The 18,140-nt window shown below is 65.8% G+C and carries 21 protein-coding genes; 8 read left to right on the plus strand and 13 right to left on the minus strand.

Going from position 1 to position 18,140, the window contains the following annotated elements; genetic code table 11:
* Nucleotides 1-7: 7 nt before the first annotated feature.
* From AB0I14_RS02940 to AB0I14_RS02955, 4 genes are all read right to left on the minus strand, one after another.
* The gene (locus AB0I14_RS02940) at nucleotides 8-946 is read right to left on the minus strand and encodes a M56 family metallopeptidase (protein ID WP_358015607.1); all 939 of its coding nucleotides are present in this window, start codon (nucleotides 944-946) and stop codon (nucleotides 8-10) included.
* Nucleotides 943-1,317 carry a BlaI/MecI/CopY family transcriptional regulator gene (locus AB0I14_RS02945; protein WP_358016748.1) on the minus strand — a complete coding sequence of 125 codons (375 nt, stop codon included), beginning with the start codon at nucleotides 1,315-1,317 and terminating at the stop codon, nucleotides 943-945. Before AB0I14_RS02945 ends, AB0I14_RS02940 begins: the two co-directional genes overlap by 4 nt.
* Nucleotides 1,318-1,402: 85 nt before the next feature.
* Entirely contained in the window at nucleotides 1,403-2,299 is an 897-nt protein-coding gene (locus AB0I14_RS02950) for a cytochrome c biogenesis CcdA family protein (RefSeq protein ID WP_358015609.1), read from the minus strand.
* Nucleotides 2,296-3,036 (minus strand): thioredoxin domain-containing protein, encoded by a 741-nt coding sequence (locus AB0I14_RS02955; RefSeq protein ID WP_358015612.1) that lies wholly within the window; start codon nucleotides 3,034-3,036, stop codon nucleotides 2,296-2,298. Before AB0I14_RS02955 ends, AB0I14_RS02950 begins: the two co-directional genes overlap by 4 nt.
* Before the next feature lie 107 nt (nucleotides 3,037-3,143).
* Here AB0I14_RS02955 and AB0I14_RS02960 point away from each other — a divergent pair, with 107 nt between their 5' ends.
* Complete coding sequence (locus AB0I14_RS02960; RefSeq protein WP_358015615.1) at nucleotides 3,144-4,058, plus strand: Ig-like domain-containing protein; 915 nt, start codon at nucleotides 3,144-3,146, stop codon at nucleotides 4,056-4,058.
* Here the strand turns inward: AB0I14_RS02960 and AB0I14_RS02965 are convergent.
* Entirely contained in the window at nucleotides 4,050-5,654 is a 1,605-nt protein-coding gene (locus AB0I14_RS02965; protein WP_358015618.1) for an FAD-binding protein, read from the minus strand. The genes AB0I14_RS02960 and AB0I14_RS02965 overlap by 9 nt on opposite strands.
* 93 nt (nucleotides 5,655-5,747) lie before the next feature.
* On the opposite strand from AB0I14_RS02965, the gene AB0I14_RS02970 reads away from it, so the two are divergent.
* The 5 genes from AB0I14_RS02970 (at nucleotide 5,748) to AB0I14_RS02990 (ending at nucleotide 8,529) form a co-directional block, all read left to right on the plus strand.
* Nucleotides 5,748-6,347 carry a TetR/AcrR family transcriptional regulator gene (locus AB0I14_RS02970; RefSeq protein WP_358015621.1) on the plus strand — a complete coding sequence of 200 codons (600 nt, stop codon included), beginning with the start codon at nucleotides 5,748-5,750 and terminating at the stop codon, nucleotides 6,345-6,347.
* Between the two features lie 70 nt (nucleotides 6,348-6,417).
* On the plus strand, nucleotides 6,418-6,927 hold the full coding sequence (locus tag AB0I14_RS02975; RefSeq protein ID WP_358015624.1) for an RNA polymerase sigma factor: 510 nt from the start codon (nucleotides 6,418-6,420) through the stop codon (nucleotides 6,925-6,927).
* Complete coding sequence (locus AB0I14_RS02980; protein ID WP_358015627.1) at nucleotides 6,924-7,535, plus strand: methylated-DNA--[protein]-cysteine S-methyltransferase; 612 nt, start codon at nucleotides 6,924-6,926, stop codon at nucleotides 7,533-7,535. Before AB0I14_RS02975 ends, AB0I14_RS02980 begins: the two co-directional genes overlap by 4 nt.
* Complete coding sequence (locus tag AB0I14_RS02985) at nucleotides 7,532-8,260, plus strand: 2OG-Fe(II) oxygenase (RefSeq protein WP_358015630.1); 729 nt, start codon at nucleotides 7,532-7,534, stop codon at nucleotides 8,258-8,260. Before AB0I14_RS02980 ends, AB0I14_RS02985 begins: the two co-directional genes overlap by 4 nt.
* Nucleotides 8,257-8,529: an Ada metal-binding domain-containing protein gene (locus AB0I14_RS02990; RefSeq protein WP_358015633.1), complete on the plus strand. Its 273-nt coding sequence runs from the start codon at nucleotides 8,257-8,259 to the stop codon at nucleotides 8,527-8,529. The genes AB0I14_RS02985 and AB0I14_RS02990 overlap by 4 nt, the downstream gene beginning before the upstream one ends.
* A gap of 6 nt (nucleotides 8,530-8,535) precedes the next feature.
* On the opposite strand, the gene AB0I14_RS02995 is transcribed toward AB0I14_RS02990, so the two are convergent.
* On the minus strand, nucleotides 8,536-9,588 hold the full coding sequence (locus AB0I14_RS02995; RefSeq protein WP_358015636.1) for a phage tail sheath subtilisin-like domain-containing protein: 1,053 nt from the start codon (nucleotides 9,586-9,588) through the stop codon (nucleotides 8,536-8,538).
* Nucleotides 9,589-9,884: 296 nt separating this feature from the next.
* Here AB0I14_RS02995 and AB0I14_RS03000 point away from each other — a divergent pair, with 296 nt between their 5' ends.
* The gene (locus AB0I14_RS03000; protein ID WP_358015638.1) at nucleotides 9,885-11,318 is read left to right on the plus strand and encodes a glyceraldehyde-3-phosphate dehydrogenase; all 1,434 of its coding nucleotides are present in this window, start codon (nucleotides 9,885-9,887) and stop codon (nucleotides 11,316-11,318) included.
* Between the two features lie 36 nt (nucleotides 11,319-11,354).
* Here the strand turns inward: AB0I14_RS03000 and AB0I14_RS03005 are convergent, their stop codons facing one another.
* From AB0I14_RS03005 to AB0I14_RS03015, 3 genes are all read right to left on the minus strand, one after another.
* Nucleotides 11,355-12,056: an MspA family porin gene (locus AB0I14_RS03005; RefSeq protein WP_358015640.1), complete on the minus strand. Its 702-nt coding sequence runs from the start codon at nucleotides 12,054-12,056 to the stop codon at nucleotides 11,355-11,357.
* Nucleotides 12,057-12,119: 63 nt separating this feature from the next.
* Entirely contained in the window at nucleotides 12,120-12,773 is a 654-nt protein-coding gene (locus tag AB0I14_RS03010; protein ID WP_358015643.1) for an MspA family porin, read from the minus strand.
* Nucleotides 12,774-13,207: 434 nt separating this feature from the next.
* A complete protein-coding gene (locus tag AB0I14_RS03015; protein WP_358015646.1) occupies nucleotides 13,208-13,861 on the minus strand; it encodes a hypothetical protein in 654 nt (217 codons plus the stop codon).
* A gap of 221 nt (nucleotides 13,862-14,082) precedes the next feature.
* On the opposite strand from AB0I14_RS03015, the gene AB0I14_RS03020 reads away from it, so the two are divergent.
* On the plus strand, nucleotides 14,083-14,892 hold the full coding sequence (locus AB0I14_RS03020) for a DUF1906 domain-containing protein (RefSeq protein WP_358015649.1): 810 nt from the start codon (nucleotides 14,083-14,085) through the stop codon (nucleotides 14,890-14,892).
* A 30-nt stretch (nucleotides 14,893-14,922) separates the two neighbouring features.
* On the opposite strand, the gene AB0I14_RS03025 is transcribed toward AB0I14_RS03020, so the two are convergent.
* The 4 genes from AB0I14_RS03025 to AB0I14_RS03040 form a co-directional block, all read right to left on the minus strand.
* Nucleotides 14,923-16,407 (minus strand): amino acid permease, encoded by a 1,485-nt coding sequence (locus AB0I14_RS03025; RefSeq protein ID WP_358015652.1) that lies wholly within the window; start codon nucleotides 16,405-16,407, stop codon nucleotides 14,923-14,925.
* 120 nt (nucleotides 16,408-16,527) lie between these two features.
* Nucleotides 16,528-17,175: a zf-HC2 domain-containing protein gene (locus AB0I14_RS03030; RefSeq protein ID WP_358015655.1), complete on the minus strand. Its 648-nt coding sequence runs from the start codon at nucleotides 17,173-17,175 to the stop codon at nucleotides 16,528-16,530.
* Nucleotides 17,172-17,720, minus strand: a complete 549-nt coding sequence (locus AB0I14_RS03035; protein ID WP_358015658.1) for a sigma-70 family RNA polymerase sigma factor — start codon at nucleotides 17,718-17,720, stop codon at nucleotides 17,172-17,174. The genes AB0I14_RS03030 and AB0I14_RS03035 overlap by 4 nt, the downstream gene beginning before the upstream one ends.
* 2 nt (nucleotides 17,721-17,722) lie before the next feature.
* Nucleotides 17,723-18,049, minus strand: a complete 327-nt coding sequence (locus tag AB0I14_RS03040) for a hypothetical protein (protein WP_358015661.1) — start codon at nucleotides 18,047-18,049, stop codon at nucleotides 17,723-17,725.
* Nucleotides 18,050-18,140 lie beyond the last annotated feature (91 nt).

The following is an 18,140-nucleotide window of genomic DNA, read 5'->3' on the forward strand; positions in this document are numbered from 1 at the left end:
CCAACGGTTACGGCTGGAGCGTGCACAACGTGAGCGCGAAGGCCGGTGCGGCAGCCGTCGCAATGACGATGAGCACCATCGCCAGGGACTGTGGGCGCCACCAGATCGCTCGCTGAGGGTGCAGGAGCCGGGTGACGCGGTCGGCCACCGCGGTCCCCGCCGCCGCCAGCACGCCTTCGGGGAGACGGTGCCGGGTGCTCAACGCGACGAGGCTGGCCAGCAGCGGCTCCCGACCATATCTGCGGGTCGCCGCATCGTCGGCACACATCTCCAGTAGCACCGGTACAGACCGCGCCGCCGCCTGCATCAGGGGCAGCCGCGGCAGCGCCGCGGCGAGGGTGTTGAGCGTCGCGATGACGTGATGGTGGCGGCCACGTAGGTGTGCCCGCTCGTGGGCCAGAACCGCGGCCAGCGCGCGTGGCTTGAGCAGCTCCAGGGCGGCAGTCGTGACGACGATCGCGCGGTGCCGGCCGCCGGACACGCAGTATGCCGCTGGTTGGTCAGCCATGATGGCGACGACGCCATCGTGGCCGGTGGGCCGGCCGATGATCCGGACCGCTTCTGCGTGTTCACGATTGGCACGCCGCGTTCGGTACAACGTGACGATCACGCGGCGCGTGGTATTGGTCGCCACTGCCGCGGTGACTGCAAGCAGGGCGACGACCAACACCGTAGCCACGGTGGGCGGTAACGTCACCGCGCTGGCGATTCCCAATGTCTCGACGCAGAACGTCGGTGCGGTGTGAGTGATCAGGCTGTGGGCGGCACCGGCGATCAGGATCACCAACGCAGCCACCCAGGCGAATGAGGCGGTAGCGACGACCACCAGCCAGCCTGCAACCGACAGTCTGGGATGAATGCCGGCCGAGATCGGGCCGGTGAACAATACCGGCGCCAGCCAGCTCAAAGCCATCGCGTAGCCGAGGAGAAACGTGACCGCGTTCATCGTGGCTGCTCCTCGGTGAACCGCTTGAGCGCCTGACGGAGCTTCTCCGAGTCGTCGTCGACGATCTGCTCGAGGAAGAAGTTGAGGATCAGCTCGCTGTCCCCACCGGATTCGAACACCGTGCGCATCAGCTGGGCGGAGTGTTCCTCACGGGTCATCACCGGCCGATAGCTGTACGCCAGACCGACCTTCTCCCGCTCCAGCCAGCCTTTTCGGAACAGGTTGTCCATGGTCGACATGACCGTGGTGTAGGCGATCTGGCGTTTGGCGACGAGCTCGTGGTGCACGTTGCGCACCGTCGAGGGCTCGGCACGTGACCAGAGCACTTCCATCACCACAGCTTCGAGATCGCCAAATCCGTTTATTCCCATATCCATTACCGCCTGCGTAGGTGCGCCGTCACCATTTCGTGGTCTCGCGCGTCAAACCTATGTAGCGCGATAGTAGCTTCTCTGCTCATCTTGCCGCGCCCTCGCTCGCGGCGCTGCCGGAATCGACGCTCACAGCAGACGCCTCCGTCGCACCGGCTTGCGAACGGGTACGCCGCCGCCACAACCGGATTGACCTCCACACGACGAGTGCGATCACGACGCCCAGGATCAGCCAGGGATCGCTGACACCCGACGCCAGTCGGCCCAGCCAGACTTGCAGGTCGTACTGCGCATCCACGGAAAGCAGGCCCCCGAGATTCGCAGTGCCGTCGGTGAACAGGAAAACTCCGCCGATAACGATGAAGATCACCCCGGTGAGCAGCGAGGTGGTGTGGGTTTCCAGCGGACCCAGACGCACCGCCCGCCCCCGCAGCCAGGTCCGCTCGGACAGGTTGAAACGGTCCCACAACCAGGCGAGCAGGAACAACGGCGCCGCCATCCCGAGGGCGTAGACCGCCATCAGCAGTGCCCCGTAGGCCGGGTCGGCCCCCATCGCCGACATGGTCAGGACCGCGCCCAGCAGCGGACCCGCGCAGAAGCCCGCCAGCCCGTACACAGCTCCCAATGCGAGCACCGAGACGGTGCCGGAGATGTTGATCCGGGCCGTCATCCTTTGCATACGTGACAGGCCGAACCCCTTGCCCGACAACGTCATCAGACCGAAGCCGATCAGTACCAGACCACCGATCATGGTGACTTCACTCCGATAGCGCGTGACGACGCTACCCAGCGCCCCGACGCCGGCGCCCAACGGCACCAGCACCACACAGAGACCCACCCAGAACGCGAGAGTGCGCCGGATCAGCAGGCCTGACCGATCGAAGGCGTAGGCGAAGAACGACGGCAGCAACAGGGCCGAGCAGGGGCTGAGCAGCGAGGCCACCCCACCGAGAAAGGCGCCGAGCAGACCGATGCCACTCACTGCTTGGCCAACGCTCCGTCGATGGCGCGCACGAAATCTTCCGTGGGCTGCGCGCCGAGCAGGGGCACGTCGTTGATCAGGAATGCCGGAGTGCTGGGGACCCCGATGCCGGCGCCCTGTGCCAGATCTGCATTGATGGCGGCGTCGAAGGTGTTTCCACGCATCCCGGCGGTGAATCTGTCGATATCGGGGACGCCGGCCTGCCTGGCGAAGGCGATCAGCTCCTCGTCCGTCAGGTCCGCCTTCGACCGCTCAGGTGCCGCCGCATAGACGGCTCGGTTGAATTCCCAGAACTTGCCTTGCTCGGCCGCCGCCCGCCCGGCGCGTGCTGCTGACATCGACTGCGGGCCGAAGATCGGGTAGTCGCGCCACTCGATGCGCAGTTGGCCGGCATCGACGTAGCGCTCGACGAGTTCCCGCTCGGTGTCCCGGCTGAATTTGGCACAGAACGGGCATCGATAATCCGAGAACACCACCAACGCCACGGGCGCGTCCGGATCCCCCAACGCCAGCGGGTCACCCGCCTGGCGACGCTCCACGGGAGTGTGACTCCCAGCAGTGCCACCGGCCGCTGCGTCGTGTGCCTGCGACGTCACCGACGGCCCCGCAGCAGGCGTCGCGGAGACGGCGTCCGTGTCGGGACGTATCAGCAGGTAGGCGATCAGAACGGCGCCGATGACAACCAGGCCTCCGATGAAGATGAGGTCTTTCTTGACGCTTTCTCGCCGTCCACTCACTGCGCACCTCCATGCTAGCCTTCCCTACGTAGCTACGCCGTAGCTACGTATTCTGTTCTAGCACACCGTGCCGCCGGGAAGCGGCCGACGAGATTGGAGGCGCCGGGATGTCGGTGGGTTCACCGCGGAGGCGGCCGGTACCAATCCTGTCGCTGGTCCTCATCGCCGCCCTCAGCGCGGCCGTCTGGCTGGCAGAGCCGACGTCGATGGGCACCAAACTCACCGCCGGCGAGCAGACGCAGGTCAGCTTCACCGCGACGTCGGGCGCCGGGCTGGTCGACGGTGGGACCTACGGCGTCGGCACCGTGATCGTGGCCAACTTCGACGCCCCGGTCGCCGACCGCGCGGCCGCGGAACGGCGCCTGTCGGTCAAAACCACTCCGTCCGTTGATGGTTCCTGGTACTGGATGGACAACCGGCACGCCCACTGGCGCCCGCAAAGCTACTACCGCCCGGGCACTGAGGTCGTCGCGGCTGCGGACGACCAGGGAGCCGGTCGGGTTTCGTTCGTCATCGGAGAGTCGCACGTATCCATCGCCGACGACGCCACCAAGCAGATCCGCGTTTACCGTAATGACGAACTGGTCCGCACGATCCCGACCTCCATGGGTATGGGTGGATCGGAAACCGTTGCCGGCAAGAATATTTCGTTCTGGACCCAGCCCGGTGTCTATACGGTGATGGACAAGGCCAGCACCGTGGTCATGGATTCCTCCACCTACGGGCTGCCCGTCGATTCACGCCTGGGCTACAAAGTGACCGTCAACAACGCGGTACGGCTCACCAACAACGGGATCTACGTCCATCAACTCGACAGCACGATCTGGGCTCAGGGCAAGACCAACACGTCGCACGGATGCCTGAATGTCAACGCCGACAACGGGCGGTGGTTCTACGAGTTCTCCCAGCCCGGAGATGTGTTCGAGGTGCGCAACACCGGCGGGGAGCCACTGCCCATCTGGCAGAACGGCGACTGGGGTGTGCCGTGGGACAAGTGGCTGGCGGGCAGCGCGCTACGGTGACGGCGTGGGTTCCAGCTCGACGGCGTGCTCTGCGGCACGTCGGCCCGAGAAGACACAGTCGGCGATCGACAATCCACTGACGTAGGAGTTGACACACAGCCCGATGGCCGTGCGTCCCGCCGCATAGAGACCTGGAATCGATTGTCCGGCAGGTGTTGTCACCGCGCCGGTCACTTCATCGACGATCAGGCCGCCCAGGGTGAACATCGGGCACGGATTGAGCAGGCTGCGCCTGATCGATATCGAGATCAGTGAGAACGGACCCTGCTCAACAGGTTTGACGAACTCGGCGGGCTTGCCCATGGGATCGGGCAACCCGGCCGAGGCGGCGGCGTTGTGGGCCGCGACGGTGGCCAGCAACCCCGCCGGATCGACGCCGGCCTTGGCGGCCACCTCTTCCAGCGTGTCCGCCACCACCCGGTCGGTGCGCAACATGGCTTCCATCTGCAGACGTTGGAACCAGATGGCCTGTTCAGGCAGTTGGGCTCGGGCCTGTTTGAGCAGCCGGTGGTCGGCCAGGATCCAGCCGCGGCCGCCGTGGTCCTGAATCATGGCGTGACCGACCGCGGCGCCGTAGCGGGTCTCGTCGATGAATCGTTGTCCGTGTTCATCGACCACGAGGGCGCCCAGGAACGCGCTGGGCGGTGTGATGAAGCGCCACGCCGATACATTGTCGAGGCGATCGACCGCAGCGCCGACGTCGGCGGCGAGGTCGATTCCGCTGCCGTCATCTCCGGTGGTGCCCAGCTGCAGCCCTTCGCGGTATGCCGGTGCATGCTCGGCGATCAGCTCTCGGTTGGCGATGTATCCGCCCGCACTGAGAATGACCGCCTTGCGCGCATGAATATCGACTGTGCGGGCATACCGAGTCTCCAAGCGGTTCAACCGCTTTTCCATCGCGGCGCGTAGCGGCGGGTAGTAGATGCCCGGTTTGACCGCCAGCTCGGCGTACGCGCGATACCGGCGCCGAACCCACGCCGGCGCATCAGCGAGCGTGCTCGTGCGCACGCCGACCACCCGGCCGCTGGGGTCGGTCAACAGTGCGACAGCACGGGTGAGGAACTGTGTGCGCACGCCGAGGCTCGCCGCCGATTCGGCGAGGGGCTGATAGATCTGCTTGCCCGAGGCCCCTGGTCCTTTGGCCCGGTGACCGCGTTGCGCCGGCGGAGTGATCGCGCGAAAGCGCCCGGAGTTCTCGCTGCCCGAGTAGTAGAGGTAGTACTTGTTGTTCGGGTAGGACGTCTTGTACGGGCATACCGAGGCCTCGAACGGCACACCGTGTTCGGTGAGCCAGTCGATCATCGCGGGACTGGTGTCGACGAAGCGTCGCAGCGTCTCAGGCCGAACAGCGTCGCCGATCTCGGCCTGCAGGTAGGCGTACATCGCGTCGGGGTCGTCGTCGACTCCGGCCTGGCGCTGCACCGAGGTGCCACCACCCGCGTAGATGATCCCGCCGGACACCTGCGTCGCGCCGCCGCCGTTGAATCGGTCGATCGCCAGGACATCAGCGCCCCGAGAACGAGCCTCCAGAGCCGCGCAAACGCCCGCGGCCCCGTATCCGACCACGACGACATCGGCTGTGTGCGCCTCTGACATGACTCTCCCTGAAGGTCGTCGACCACCGAACTAGACTTTTAGTTTGTACTCAAAGTGCAAACTCTGCGCAACAGGTCCTCGTAGACTGCCCTCGTGGCTGAACAGCGTGGACGGACCGTGCCCCCCACGGTTGCCGAAAAGCTGTACGCCGCGACCGACCTCATCGCCGCCCGCGGGCTGGACAAGACCAAGATCGAGGACATCGCCACGGCTTCGGGGGTCCCGAAGGCAACGCTGTACTACTACTTCAAGGGCAAAGACGACATCCTCGCCTTCCTCTTCCGGGATGCCCTCGACGCGCTCGCCCGCGATGTCGCCGCGGCCGCCGATGCGCCCGGGGCCGGCCGGGATCGGCTCGCCGCCGTGGTCGGGGTCCAGGTCGCCCACACCATGAAGAGTCCGGGGACCAGCCGTGCCCTGGTCGGCGACCTCGGGCGCGCCATCCGCCTGCCAGAGCTGACGTCGTCTATTCAAGAAGCGTTCTACGAGCCTCTCACCCGGGTGCTGCGTGCCGGCGCCGCCGATGGCTCACTGAGGGACCTTGCCGACCCCGAGGGCTCCGCGATCAGCGCCTTCGGCGCCATCATGCTCACGGCGATGCTGCACAACGTCATCAACTCCGGGAAGACCCAGCACGAGGTCACCGATGACGTCATGGACTTCATCCTGAACGGACTCGCGCCGTCAGGCTGAAGGTCACAACCGTTCAGGGTCGATCCCGATTGGGATCTCACGAAAACCGGCGACGGAGCGTCTACTCAACGTGAAAGCCAAACAGCCCTTCGAGGCGGTGGTCGAGGGCCACGGCCCCACGGTACTGCGGGTGTGTAGGGCCATCGTCGGACCGATCGACGCCGACGACGCGTGGTCGGAAACGTTTCTGGCCGCGATGAAGGCCTACCCGGACCTTCCGGCCGGCGCGAACATCGAAGCCTGGCTGGTGACGGTCGCCCACCGCAAGGCGATCGACATCACCCGGGCCCGGGAGCGTCACGCGGTCCCCACCGACACCGTGCCGGAGACACCCACCGCGCCGCAGCACGACCGTGACGACGACCTGGCCGACGCACTCGAGCGCCTACCGACCAAGCAGAAGCAAGCCGTGGCCTACCACTACCTGGCCGGCCTGCCCTATGCCGACGTCGCCGCCATCCTCGGCGGCAGCACCGATGCCGCCAGGCGCGCCGCCGCCGACGGCATCGCGACCCTCAGACGTACCTATCGCAGCGGCTCCGCCGCTATCAGTACCTCCCGGAGAGGAAAAACCCGATGAACACCGACCACGACCTCATCCACGACCTGGAGCAGATCACCGACGGCACCGACACGATGGCCGCACTGCGGGCCCGGCTGGCCGTCGCCGCCGACCGCGACGGCATCCTCGACGTCGCCTACCGAACCATCGACAGCCCGGTGGGCCCGCTGCTGGTGGCCGCCACCGAGCAGGGCCTGGTGCGCGTGGCCTATGCCCGCGAAGACCACGATGTCGTCCTGCAACAGCTCGCCGACAAGATCAGTCCACGCATCCTGCGCACGCCAACGCGCCTGGACACCGTGGCCCGGGAACTCGACGAGTACTTCGCCGGCAATCGCCGCACCTTCGACGTCACGCTGGACTGGCGGCTTTCCGCGGGATTCCGCAGCACGGTGCTGCACCACCTCCCCGAGATCGGCTACGGGCATACCGCCAGCTACGCCGCCGTCGCCCAACTCGCCGGCAACCCCAAAGCCGTACGAGCCGTGGGCACTGCCTGCGCCACCAACCCAATGCCGGTCGTGGTCCCCTGCCACCGCGTGGTGCGCAGTGACGGCGCCATGGGCGGCTACCTCGGCGGCGTCGAGGCCAAACGGTTCCTGCTGGACCTGGAGGCCGCGGCATGAACACCGCCGCATCAGGTGGCCCATGGGCGGGCCGGGTCGCCGCGGCCGACTGGGACGCGATCCGTTCGGACCTCGACGGGGTTGGCTGTGCCCTCACCGGCCCGCTGCTCACCACGGCCGAGGCCGACCGGATCGTCGCGCTCTACCCCGACCAGCGACGGTTCCGCTCCACGATCGACATGAGCAGATACCGCTTCGGGGAAGGCGAGTACCGCTACTTCGCGAACCCCTGTCCCGACCCCATCGTGGCGCTCAAGCACGCGCTCTACCCCCGGCTGCTGCCGATCGCGCGGGACTGGTGGGCCAAACTTCGCCGGGAAGCGCCATGGCCCGACGATCTCGACGACTGGCTGCGCATGTGCCACGCCGCCGGGCAGACCAAGTCCACCGCGATCCTGCTCAGGTACGAGGCCGGCGACTGGAACGCCCTACATCGAGACCTGTACGGGGAACTCGTCTTTCCGCTGCAGGTGGTCATCAATCTGACCAGCCCCGGCGTGGACCACACCGGTGGCGAGTTCCTGCTCTACGAACAGCGGCCGCGCGCCCAATCACGCGGCACCGCCACCGTCATCCCACAGGGTCACGGCCTGGTGTTCACCACCCGGGACCGGCCGGTGCCGTCGGCCCGCGGATGGTCGGCAGCACCGGTGCGGCATGGGGTTTCCACTGTCCGCAGTGGCACCAGATTCACCCTGGGTCTCGTCTTCCACGATGCCGCATGACATCAAAAGTCAAGTGGTACACATTGATCGGCGCGGACGGCCGTCCCTACCGCAGCGCCGCACCCGGAGCTCTGGGCGGGCACCGCGGCAGCAAGCTCTACGGCCGCCTGGACTGCCCGTCCGCCCTGCGGACCCTCGCCGCCGGCGGCTACGTACGCAGCAGGGTCTTCTTCGCCGACGAGGCAACCGCCGTTGCGGCCGGCTACCGCCCCTGCGCGGCCTGCCTGCCCCACGACTACCGGGCGTGGAAACAAACGGAGCGTGCGTAACCGCGCCTACGTCGGGCCGGCGGCAGCCTGCTGAATGCGGATCACCACGAACACGGCAGGTTGCATCGGCGCGAATGCGACCGTGATGTTGACCAAGCCATGGTCGATGTCGTCTTGGGTCATGGTGTCGCGGCCGCAACTCACGAAGTAGGCGTCGTTGTTGCTGTGCCCCTGAAAAGCCCCCTGCCGGAACAGATCCTGCATGAATTTGCGGACACTCAGACGGATCTGCGCCCACAGTGGTTCGTCGTTGGGCTCGAACACCGCCCACCGGGTGGCGCGGTACACAGATTCTTCGATGTAGAGGGCGAGCCGCCGCACCGGGATGTCCTTGTATTCGTCGACCTGGCCGTCCGTGCCCCGCAAGGTGCGGGCGCCCCGCACCACCGAGCCCATGCCGGGAAAGGTCCGCAGGCAGTTGATTCCCGCGGCGTTGAGCGTGGCGTTCTGGACGTCGGTGAGCGCCACGGTCAACCCGGAGACCCCGGCAAGCGCGGCACTCGAAGGTGCTTTCCAGACCCCGCGGTCGGCATCGGTGCGGGCGATGGTTCCGGCCACCGCACCGCACGCCGCGAAGTCGCCCACCGCACCGTTTCGGTGCGGATCAGGCCGACGAATCCGCGGAAAGTACACCGCGCCGTTACTGGCCGCCTCCCCATTCAGACCGCGCGTGGCCGGCCAACCCTTGACAGTGCTCATGCTCGCCGCGCCCGGCGGGTCGACGAGTAGGAACGCTCGACGTTCAGCGCAGTAGGTGAGCGCGGCCTCCCACACGTTCTCCGGTAGATCGCCACCTGGTACCGGCGGTGGCAGGCACAGCAGCGTGTACAGGTCGGCCTTCGGCAGTGCGTAGATGCCCTTCTCGGCGTCTCGAAACCCTTCCCCGACATAGTCGAGTTCGGCGAGGGCACTGCCGTCTGGTCCGCCGGCAACCAGGCGGACGATGATCGCGGTCCGTCCGCCACTGAGGAAGAAGTCCTGCACTGCGTAGCCGAGGCCGCTGTGAACCCACAGGCCGCCGAAGATGCGCTCCAAATCTGCAAACGAAGCGACCTGCACCGGATCTTCGACCGGGCCCCGTACCGCGCTCCCGACCAAACGCGCAGATCGACGTCGGCACGCCGGTGACCGTACGAACCCCGCCGGCGGTCTCCCCGATATCGACCCCGGGAGGTTGCTCTGACCCTGCCATGAGACTCCCTTTCGGCCCCTCCGCACCCGATCATTCCACCTGTGACCTGGGCCACTGCGGATCTCACGGCCGAACCGCGGCGCATTGTGAGATCGGACAATCGTTACCATCAATGCGCTACTCATCCGAGGGGCCAGCCCACACGACCCACAGGACGCTTGATTTGAATTCGCCAGAACTCGCCCATTGGAATGCTCAGGAAGCACTCGCGGAGGCGATGATCCCGATCATCGGCACGCTGTACCGGGCGAAGGGCGTGACGGTCCTGCTGCACAGCCGGTCGCTGGTGAACAAGTCCGTCATCAAGATCCTGCGGACTCACCGGTTCGCGCGGCAGGTGGGCGGTGACGAGCTGTCGGTCGAAGAGACCTTCCCGTTCCTGCAGGCGTTGGCCGATCTGGACCTCGGCCCGTCGAAGATCGATCTCGGCCTGCTCATCATGGCGTACCGCGCCAGCGACGCGGGACTGTCCGTGCCTGAGTTCACCGCGCAGGTCCTCAGCGACGTGACCGCGGAGAACAAGAGCGAGCCGCAGGGTCCGCGGGACGTGGTGCTCTACGGGTTCGGCCGCATCGGCCGGCTCGTCGCGCGCCTGCTCATCGAGAAGGCCGGCTCCGGAAACGGCCTGAACCTGCGCGCGGTGGTGATCCGCAGTAATGGGGACGGCGACCTGGCCAAGCGGGCGTCGCTGCTGCGCCGCGACTCGGTGCACGGCCAATTCAACGGCACGATCAAGATCGACACCGAAACCAACAGCCTCATCGCCAACGGCAATGTCATCAAGTTCATCCACAGCGATGACCCGGCGACCGTCGACTACACCGAGTACGGCATCGACAACGCGATCCTCATCGATAACACCGGCAAGTGGCGCGACCGCGAAGGCCTGTCCAAGCACCTGCGCCCCGGTATCGCGAAGGTCCTGCTGACCGCGCCGGGCAAGGGCGACGTGCCGAACATCGTGCACGGGGTCAACCACCTCACGCTCGATCTCGAGCAGCAGATCTTCTCGTGTGCGTCGTGCACGACCAATGCGATCGTTCCGCCGCTGAAGGCGATGGACGACGAGTACGGCATCGCGCGCTGTCACGTGGAGACCGTGCACTCGTTCACCAACGACCAGAACCTGCTGGACAACTATCACAATGCCGACCGCCGCGGCCGGTCCGCGCCGTTCAACCTGGTGCTCACCGAAACCGGTGCGGCCTCCGCGGTCGCCAAGGCGATGCCGGACCTGAAGGCCAAGATCAGCGGTAGCTCGATCCGCGTCCCCACCCCCGATGTTTCGGTGGCCATCCTGAACATGCAGCTGCACAATCCGACGACCAAGGACGAGGCGCTGGAATACCTGCGCCAGGCGTCCCTGTCGGGTCCATTGAGCCGCAATCTCGACTACACCGCGGCGACCGACGCCGTGTCGAGCGACTTCATCGGCTCACGTGCGGCGAGCATCATCGATGCCAACGCGACGATCGTCGACGAAGACAACGTGATCCTCTATGTCTGGTACGACAACGAATTCGGCTACTCGTCCCAGGTGGTGCGTACCGTTCAGTACCTGTCGGGCATCGAGTACCCGACGTATCCGCAGATCTGACCAGGTTGTTGTGCGCCCGGCGGGGTGCGGGTCCGGTCAGACAGTCTTGGTCACTCCGTAGTAGGCGACGATGTCTTGGGTTCCGGCGGCGGAACTGGTCAGTTTTGCGTACGACCGCAGAAATGACTGCCCGACGCATCCATCGATCTTGATGTGTACGTCTTTGAGGGTGACCCGAGCTTCCTTGCCTCGGAACTCCTTCTTGGTGACCGAGACGGTGGTGACCTCACCAGGTTTGGGCCTGACTTCGACGTTGCCCTGAATCGGCGCGCTCAGGCTGCCAAGGCCGGACTGACTCACCGATGAGGACAGGCCGAGGCTCCCGGTCAAGCGGACTGCGCTCAATTCGATGCCGCAGCCGATCTGGTAGCCCGCCTCCAGCGTGCCCCCGTTCAGGGTGGCGCTGCCGGCACCGGTGACGCTGCCGGTGAAGGTGGCCCCGGCCAGAAATTCCCGCGATGACTGCGCGGTTGTCAGCGGCGGGATCGGCAGCTGTGTCTCGTCCTTGGCGGCGAGCGTCAGTACCCAGCCATCCGGCGTCGTGGCGACAGTGGGCTCGCCGGACGCGACGATCCCGATGTCCGGGGCTGCGGCGGTCTCACCTTCGACGACCGGCAGCGCGTCCGCGTGTGGCTCATGGGGCGGAGCAGGTTCAGGGGCGGCGATCGCCTGCGGCGTCTGCGCCACCAGTGCACCAGCGGTGATCAGGGCAGTCAGTACGGCAAGAAGCTTGGCCATGTCGGTTGTTGATACCTCTCGAAGCTGAATCGATTGAACGGGTGACGATTTGGGCTCGGCGGATCAGACGGCCTTGGTTACACCCACGTACGAGACGACGTCTTGCGTATCGGCAGTCGAACTGGTGAACGTCGCATAAGAGCGGATGAAGGACTGGCCGACGCAGCTATCGATCTTGATTCGGAGGGCGGTGACGGTCACGCGTGCCGAATCGCCCTCGTAGGAAACCTTGCTGACCGGGACAATGGTGGCGGTGCCCGGCTTCAGGGTGGGCCGGATCTGGGCAAAGAGATTGCCTCCTACGCTGGGCACACCCAGCGGGCTCAGTGCCGGCGTGACACTGCCGCCAAACCTCGCATCCACCACATCGGCACTGATGCCACAACCGATCTGGTATCCAGCCTCCAGTGAGCCGCCGGTCAAAACTGCCTTGCCGGAGCCCTTGACCGTTCCGGTGAACGTGCCGCCCACCAGATACTCCCGCGAGGACACGGCGGTGGTCAGCGGCGCGACGGACAACTGCGTTTCGTCCACGGCGACGACCGAAAGAACCCAACCCTCGGGGGTGGACAAGGTGCCAGGTGCAGCGGAGGCGACTGCACCGTTGTCGGCGGGCGGAGCTGGAACCGGCTGCCCCTCGGAGGGATTGGCGAGTGCCAGCGGCGCCGCGGCACCGATCGAATAGGCAACAGTCAGTGTGACAAGACTTTTCAGCATGGTGCGGCAGTGCGCCTCTCAGTATTCCGGCAATGTCCTTCCCGGGGAAGGTAGCAGCGCGCGCCAAGCGGTGTCACTAGCGTCGACAGGTCGCCGACAAACATCTGGGACGCCGCGTTTACCCTAGGTTAACGACCGGAGAACTCGGCCTGGACATTAACCGCCAGTTGCAGATTCGCGCGCCAGGGTCAGTATTTCGAAGTTGTCGCAGACACGTTTGATACACGCCTTTGCGCGTAGAAGTCGCGAAATAGCCGAGACCGAAACGGGTTAATGCCGAGGAGGTTCGACGCTCAAGCATTTGGCGCAGGCAGGAAACGTCGACGCCACACGAGATTGCCACAGAGCGACGACACTCACGCGTTGATCGATAATGCTCCGCCGCAGTTGCTTTCGGCGTTCGCGGATAGATCTCCAGTACACCTCTCAGGTGGTCAACGACCAGGAGTGGCGTGCACAGCAATCTGGCTGATGGGGGTGCCGACGTGTACGGCGATGTGCTCGCGGGCTGTCATCTCGGCCTCGGCGCGGCTGACGGCGGTGACCACTTGATCGAGCTCAGGAATCCGAACCCTACAGCCCTGCCGCGAGGGTTCGATTTCGATGGCGAAACGGCGGTCTGGCAGCGACCTCGGCCGAGGCCAGAAGAACCTCACATTCAAAGATTCCAACAGACAGTCGATCTGATATTCCTCACGGCGCCCGCGTCTGATGGCTTCGCGGATGCGCGGCATACGTCGTCGGTTGCGGTCTTTGGCCATGTGCCTGACGAGCAGTGCACAGTCTCGGGCCAACTCCTCTTCGACCACCGCCCGCTGCGCCTCCAGCAGCCCCCGGTAGTAGCGGGCCTGCTGCAGTTCTTGCTGGCGAGTCAGGCGAACGACCTCTGCCTGTCGCACATCGACAACTTGGTTGTCGCCGTCTTGATCTCCGTCGATCCGCCGGCTTTCGTCGTCCAGCGGCGCCCGCTCATCGGCAGCACCAAGCACCCGAATCAATGACCCGCCGGCACGATGCTTCCTCGGCAACTGTCCGCCGAGAGACTGCCGCGGGTACTCAGCACATGAGGGAACCGGCGTCGACGTCACCAAGTCATTCTGCGGAGGAAAACGGTGGACGCCGGAGAGTTCATATCAACTTCATGCGAAGCCACGATGACAGGCCTTGGGCTTTGCTCGAAGACGAAGTAGATGTGGCGGGTAGCAAAATTCGGGACGGCCTCGCCCACGCCGCGACCGGCGGTCAAGGAACATCGGACGCACCGGCGAGGCTACACCGTTAACAACAGTCACATTGGTAACATCGCGCAATGCAGGACTGGCCGGGGAACGACAGCCTTCGGCGATCAGGCCCGGTTACCCGGCGTGACGTGCTGCGCTACGCCACCGCCGCATCGGCGCTGGCCGGGCTGGGCGCGGTATCGGCTGGTGTCGGCGCGCCCTCAGCGGCAGCCGCCGCTCCCACACTGATCGACTTCGCCATGCGTCAGATTCCAGCGCAACACATCCGAGCCGCCGGCCACTCCGGAGTGATCAACTACGTCTCGACGTCGCGTCCGGGCTCGTCCATGGGCGCCAAACCGATCACGCTGCCCTACGCCCGGTCACTGACCGCCGCTGGGTTGGTCATCGTCAGCAACTATCAGTACGGCAAGCCGGGCGGGACAGCACCGTCGGACTTCACGCGCGGACTCCCCGGCGGCGTCGCCGATGCCCGCACCGCCTGGCAGCTGCATACGGCGGCAGGTGGCGGCCAGAGTGCGCCGATCTTCTTCTCCGTCGACGACGATATCGACCACAACACCTGGAACAACGTCGCGCTGCCGTGGTTTCGCGGAATCAACTCGGTGATCGGGGTGCAGCGCACCGGCATCTACGCGGGTATCAGACCGTGCCAGTGGGCCATTGCCGACGGCGTTGTCGGGAGGTCGAGCACGCCCGGTCGCGCGTGGGCGTGGCAGACCCGGTCCTGGTCTGGCGGTCAGGTCCACCCTGCCGCAGTGCTCTACCAGCGCATCGTGAGTACCGCGTCGAATCCTGGCCCAGTGGTCGGCGGCCTCGAAGTCGACGTCAACGATGCCCTGGCTCAAGATGTCGGCCAGTGGAACCTGCATCCGTGAGGTCGCAAATCGCTCCAACCACTGCGCCGGTCACGGCTCCTGGTTCGCGGCCACGTCGGCGCCGCCTCGTTCACCGATCGGCACCGTGATCCGGTCCCGGCACCGCAGGAACACGACAGCTCCGACGATGCCGAGGCCGACCAGCGAGATGACCATGCTCCAGTTCACGAACCACGGCTGGCCGGGCTGCGTGCGCGGCCACAGGACGTTGATCACCTCGAACGCCAACCACGCGGCTGCCGCGTAGGTCACCGGAGCACCCCACCGACCCAGTGAGAAGACGCCGGGAACCCAACGCCCGGCGAGCCGGGTGAGGGCGGCAGCGAAGACGGGTACGGCGAACGCGATGTAAGGGCCCATCACCGAGAAGTTGACCAGGACGTTGTACAGGTCGGAGCCGGCGAACAGCAGGAAGATGGCGGCGACCACTGCCGTCAGGCCGATCGCCCGGATCGGCATCCGCTCGGGGCCAACGAGTTTCGACAGGAACTCGGCACCGGGGAGGGCACGGTCGCGGGCCATCCCGTAGACAGCACGGGAGACCGCCGACTGCACCGCGAGGCAGGCGGACATGAAGCCGATGACGAACATCAGCAGCAGCGGCTTGGCGATCGACGAGCCGAGCTGCGCGGTCAGGGTTGCCGACACCGGGTCACCAGTCTGCTCGGTGAGCACGGCCGACAGGTCCGGGATGGCGAGGATGACGGCGACCGCGGAGTACATCACGATGACGCCGACCAGTAGCAGTGCGAAGACGATCGCCTTCGGTACGTTGCGCTCCGGGTTCTCCACCTCCTCGGCGATCGAACCCGCGGACTCGAAGCCCAAGAAGGCCCAGCCGACGAAGGCGACCGCGACGAGCATCGTGCTCATCATGCTGCCGTGGTCGCCCGGGAGACCCTCGAACAGGGTCGAGACGGGGTTGACGCGGTGGAAGAGCAACAGCACGGTGCCCAGCCCGATCGAGCCGACGATCTCGCAGATGATGCTGGCGACGATCATGATCTTGAGGACCTGCCGGCCGATCATGTTCGCCGCCGTGGTGAAACCGATGACGCCGATCGCTACCGCGCTGAGCAACCACCGGTCAGGCGAGCTGACACCGAACACTTCGAGAATGAATCCCGCTGCGGCGTAGGCCATCGTGGAGAGCGTGAGGGTGAGGCCCCAGATATAGGCCCAGGCCGCCGTCCAGCCCCACGTCGTACCTTTGGCGTGCCGCGCCCACTGGTAGACGCTGCCCGCGTAGGGAAAACGCGAGGCCAACTCGCCGAAGACGAGCGCGACCAGCAATTGGCCGCACAGCACGATCGGGAAGGCCCAGAAGAATCGGGGACCGGCCGCGAACAGGCCGAGCGCGAAGATCGCGTACAGGGCCACGATCGGGGAGATGTCGGCGAAAGCGAGCGACAGGGCTGCCCGGAAACCGAACCCACGGTTGAGGACGTCGTGATCGTTCGCGCGGGACGGGGTCCCCTCGCCGTCGGCAATGCGCTGTGGGCTGCCAAGTACCACCGGTTCCTCCTTGAGGCTGAAGTGGCCCAATCCTGACGAGCGCCAAGACTCCACAACAGCCGCACGGAGGCACATCCTGAATCGGCGATTTTGTGCGAATGTCTAACATCATCGAGCTGTTCAGCGTTCCACGCTGGCCAGCACCGTGTTGTTGGCGTCGACGATGTTCAGCTTTCGCAGCTTCGGCATCGGAATCGACGTCGCACCTTGTACCACCCCCGCCCCGGTAGGCATTGCCGCCCAGGTGGCGGCCGGCTGCATCTGCCCACTGTCGTCCATCGTCCGCAGCGTGAATACGCCGTCGGTCGGCAACTGTTTCAGGTCGAGCACGATGGCTGTCCCCCACGGCTTCGGCGTCAGGGTCACCGACCCGGAGGCGCCCGCGGCGGCGACCGAATGCATCGCGAAGGTGCCCGTGCCCGGAGGGGTCGTAGCACCGCGCGGGATGACCAAAACCAGTGCGACGGAGGCCAGTACCGCGGCGCACGCACCCAGCGCCACCCGGCGGCGGACACGACGGTTCGCTGCCGCACGTCGTGCGGCGAGCATGTCACGCAGAGCCAGTTCCGACTCCCCACCGTCGGCGGGGTCGGTATCCAGATCTACCGGGTCGACTTTGCTCAGAAGCGCCGGCAGCGGCGCGAAATCGGCAGCTTGGGCGCGGCACTGCGCGCATTCTTTGAGGTGCGCCTCGAATCGCCCACGTTCCTCGGCGTCGAGGCCGCCGAGGATATAGGCGCCGAGAAGAACATGAGGTTCGTCGATCACAGCAGCCCCATCTCGTCGAACACCGCTCGCAATGCGCGCACTGCGTAGTAACTGCGTGACTTCACGGTACCCACAGCAACATTGAGCCTATCCGCTGCTTCAGCAAGAGTGAGGTCGTCGAAGTACAGCGCCTTGACGACCTCGCGATGTTCGGGGGACAACCGTTGCAAGGATTCACCGATGACGATCCGCTCCAAGGACTTGTTGACGGCATCAGCGCTGGGCAGTGCAATATCGGTGTCGACAAGCACCTCGCCTCGCCGAGACCTTCGCCGCCATTGATCGACGATGACGTTCCGGGCAACCGTGAACAGGAACGATCTGGGATTGCCTTCGTCGGCGTCGATCTGGTCGATGTTCTTCCATGCCCGCGCGAACGTCTCCTGCACGACATCCTCACGGTGCTGTACATCCACGACGTGGCCGGCGACGAACCGCCGGACCGCCTCGCCATGAACGGCGTACAGCATGGTCAAGAGCCGATCGTCAGCCGCACGACCAAGCTGTGCGGCTGACGACCGGCGACGTCGTGGACGGTTCGGCACGTTCAGTACCGCGGGAGCCCGTCAGACTGCACGATGCCCCACTTGGAGTCGCCCAACTGCTTACCCACGCCCTCATGCTGCCCGACCGTCTTGTCTTGGACGAACGTGTAGAGCGGGTGCGAATTCAAGGTCAACTGGCGGGTGCCGTCGGGACGCAGGTACACACCCAATACTCCATCAACGCCTGCCACCTGCGCCGGCAAGGGGTCGGGGGCGAGGACGGCAGGCCACTTCTGCAGGCAACCGTCGCCGCATCCACTGCTTGCGGGAGTATCGCCCTGGAAGGCGTACACCGTCATTCCCTCAGCGTCGACGACGATCTCACCCACGTCTGACGCCTGTGTGGCGAGGATAGATTCCGGTCCGGCCGGCTCGTCTGCGTTCGCGTAACCCGGCGCGGCGAGTCCGACCACCACGCCG

This window comes from Mycobacterium sp. NPDC050441 (genome assembly GCF_040655355.1).
Classification (GTDB): domain Bacteria; phylum Actinomycetota; class Actinomycetes; order Mycobacteriales; family Mycobacteriaceae; genus Mycobacterium.

Bases quoted from the DNA above. Each gene is read 5' to 3' on its own strand.
- AB0I14_RS02940 (WP_358015607.1), bottom strand. From the start codon at position 946: ATGAACGCGGTCACGTTTCTCCTCGGCTACGCGATGGCTTTGAGCTGG.
- AB0I14_RS02945 (WP_358016748.1), bottom strand. From the start codon at position 1,317: ATGGGAATAAACGGATTTGGCGATCTCGAAGCTGTGGTGATGGAAGTG.
- AB0I14_RS02960 (WP_358015615.1), top strand. From the start codon at position 3,144: ATGTCGGTGGGTTCACCGCGGAGGCGGCCGGTACCAATCCTGTCGCTG.
- AB0I14_RS02965 (WP_358015618.1), bottom strand. From the start codon at position 5,654: ATGTCAGAGGCGCACACAGCCGATGTCGTCGTGGTCGGATACGGGGCC.
- AB0I14_RS02980 (WP_358015627.1), top strand. From the start codon at position 6,924: ATGAACACCGACCACGACCTCATCCACGACCTGGAGCAGATCACCGAC.
- AB0I14_RS02985 (WP_358015630.1), top strand. From the start codon at position 7,532: ATGAACACCGCCGCATCAGGTGGCCCATGGGCGGGCCGGGTCGCCGCG.
- AB0I14_RS02990 (WP_358015633.1), top strand. From the start codon at position 8,257: ATGACATCAAAAGTCAAGTGGTACACATTGATCGGCGCGGACGGCCGT.
- AB0I14_RS03005 (WP_358015640.1), bottom strand. From the start codon at position 12,056: ATGGCCAAGCTTCTTGCCGTACTGACTGCCCTGATCACCGCTGGTGCA.
- AB0I14_RS03010 (WP_358015643.1), bottom strand. From the start codon at position 12,773: ATGCTGAAAAGTCTTGTCACACTGACTGTTGCCTATTCGATCGGTGCC.
- AB0I14_RS03020 (WP_358015649.1), top strand. From the start codon at position 14,083: ATGCAGGACTGGCCGGGGAACGACAGCCTTCGGCGATCAGGCCCGGTT.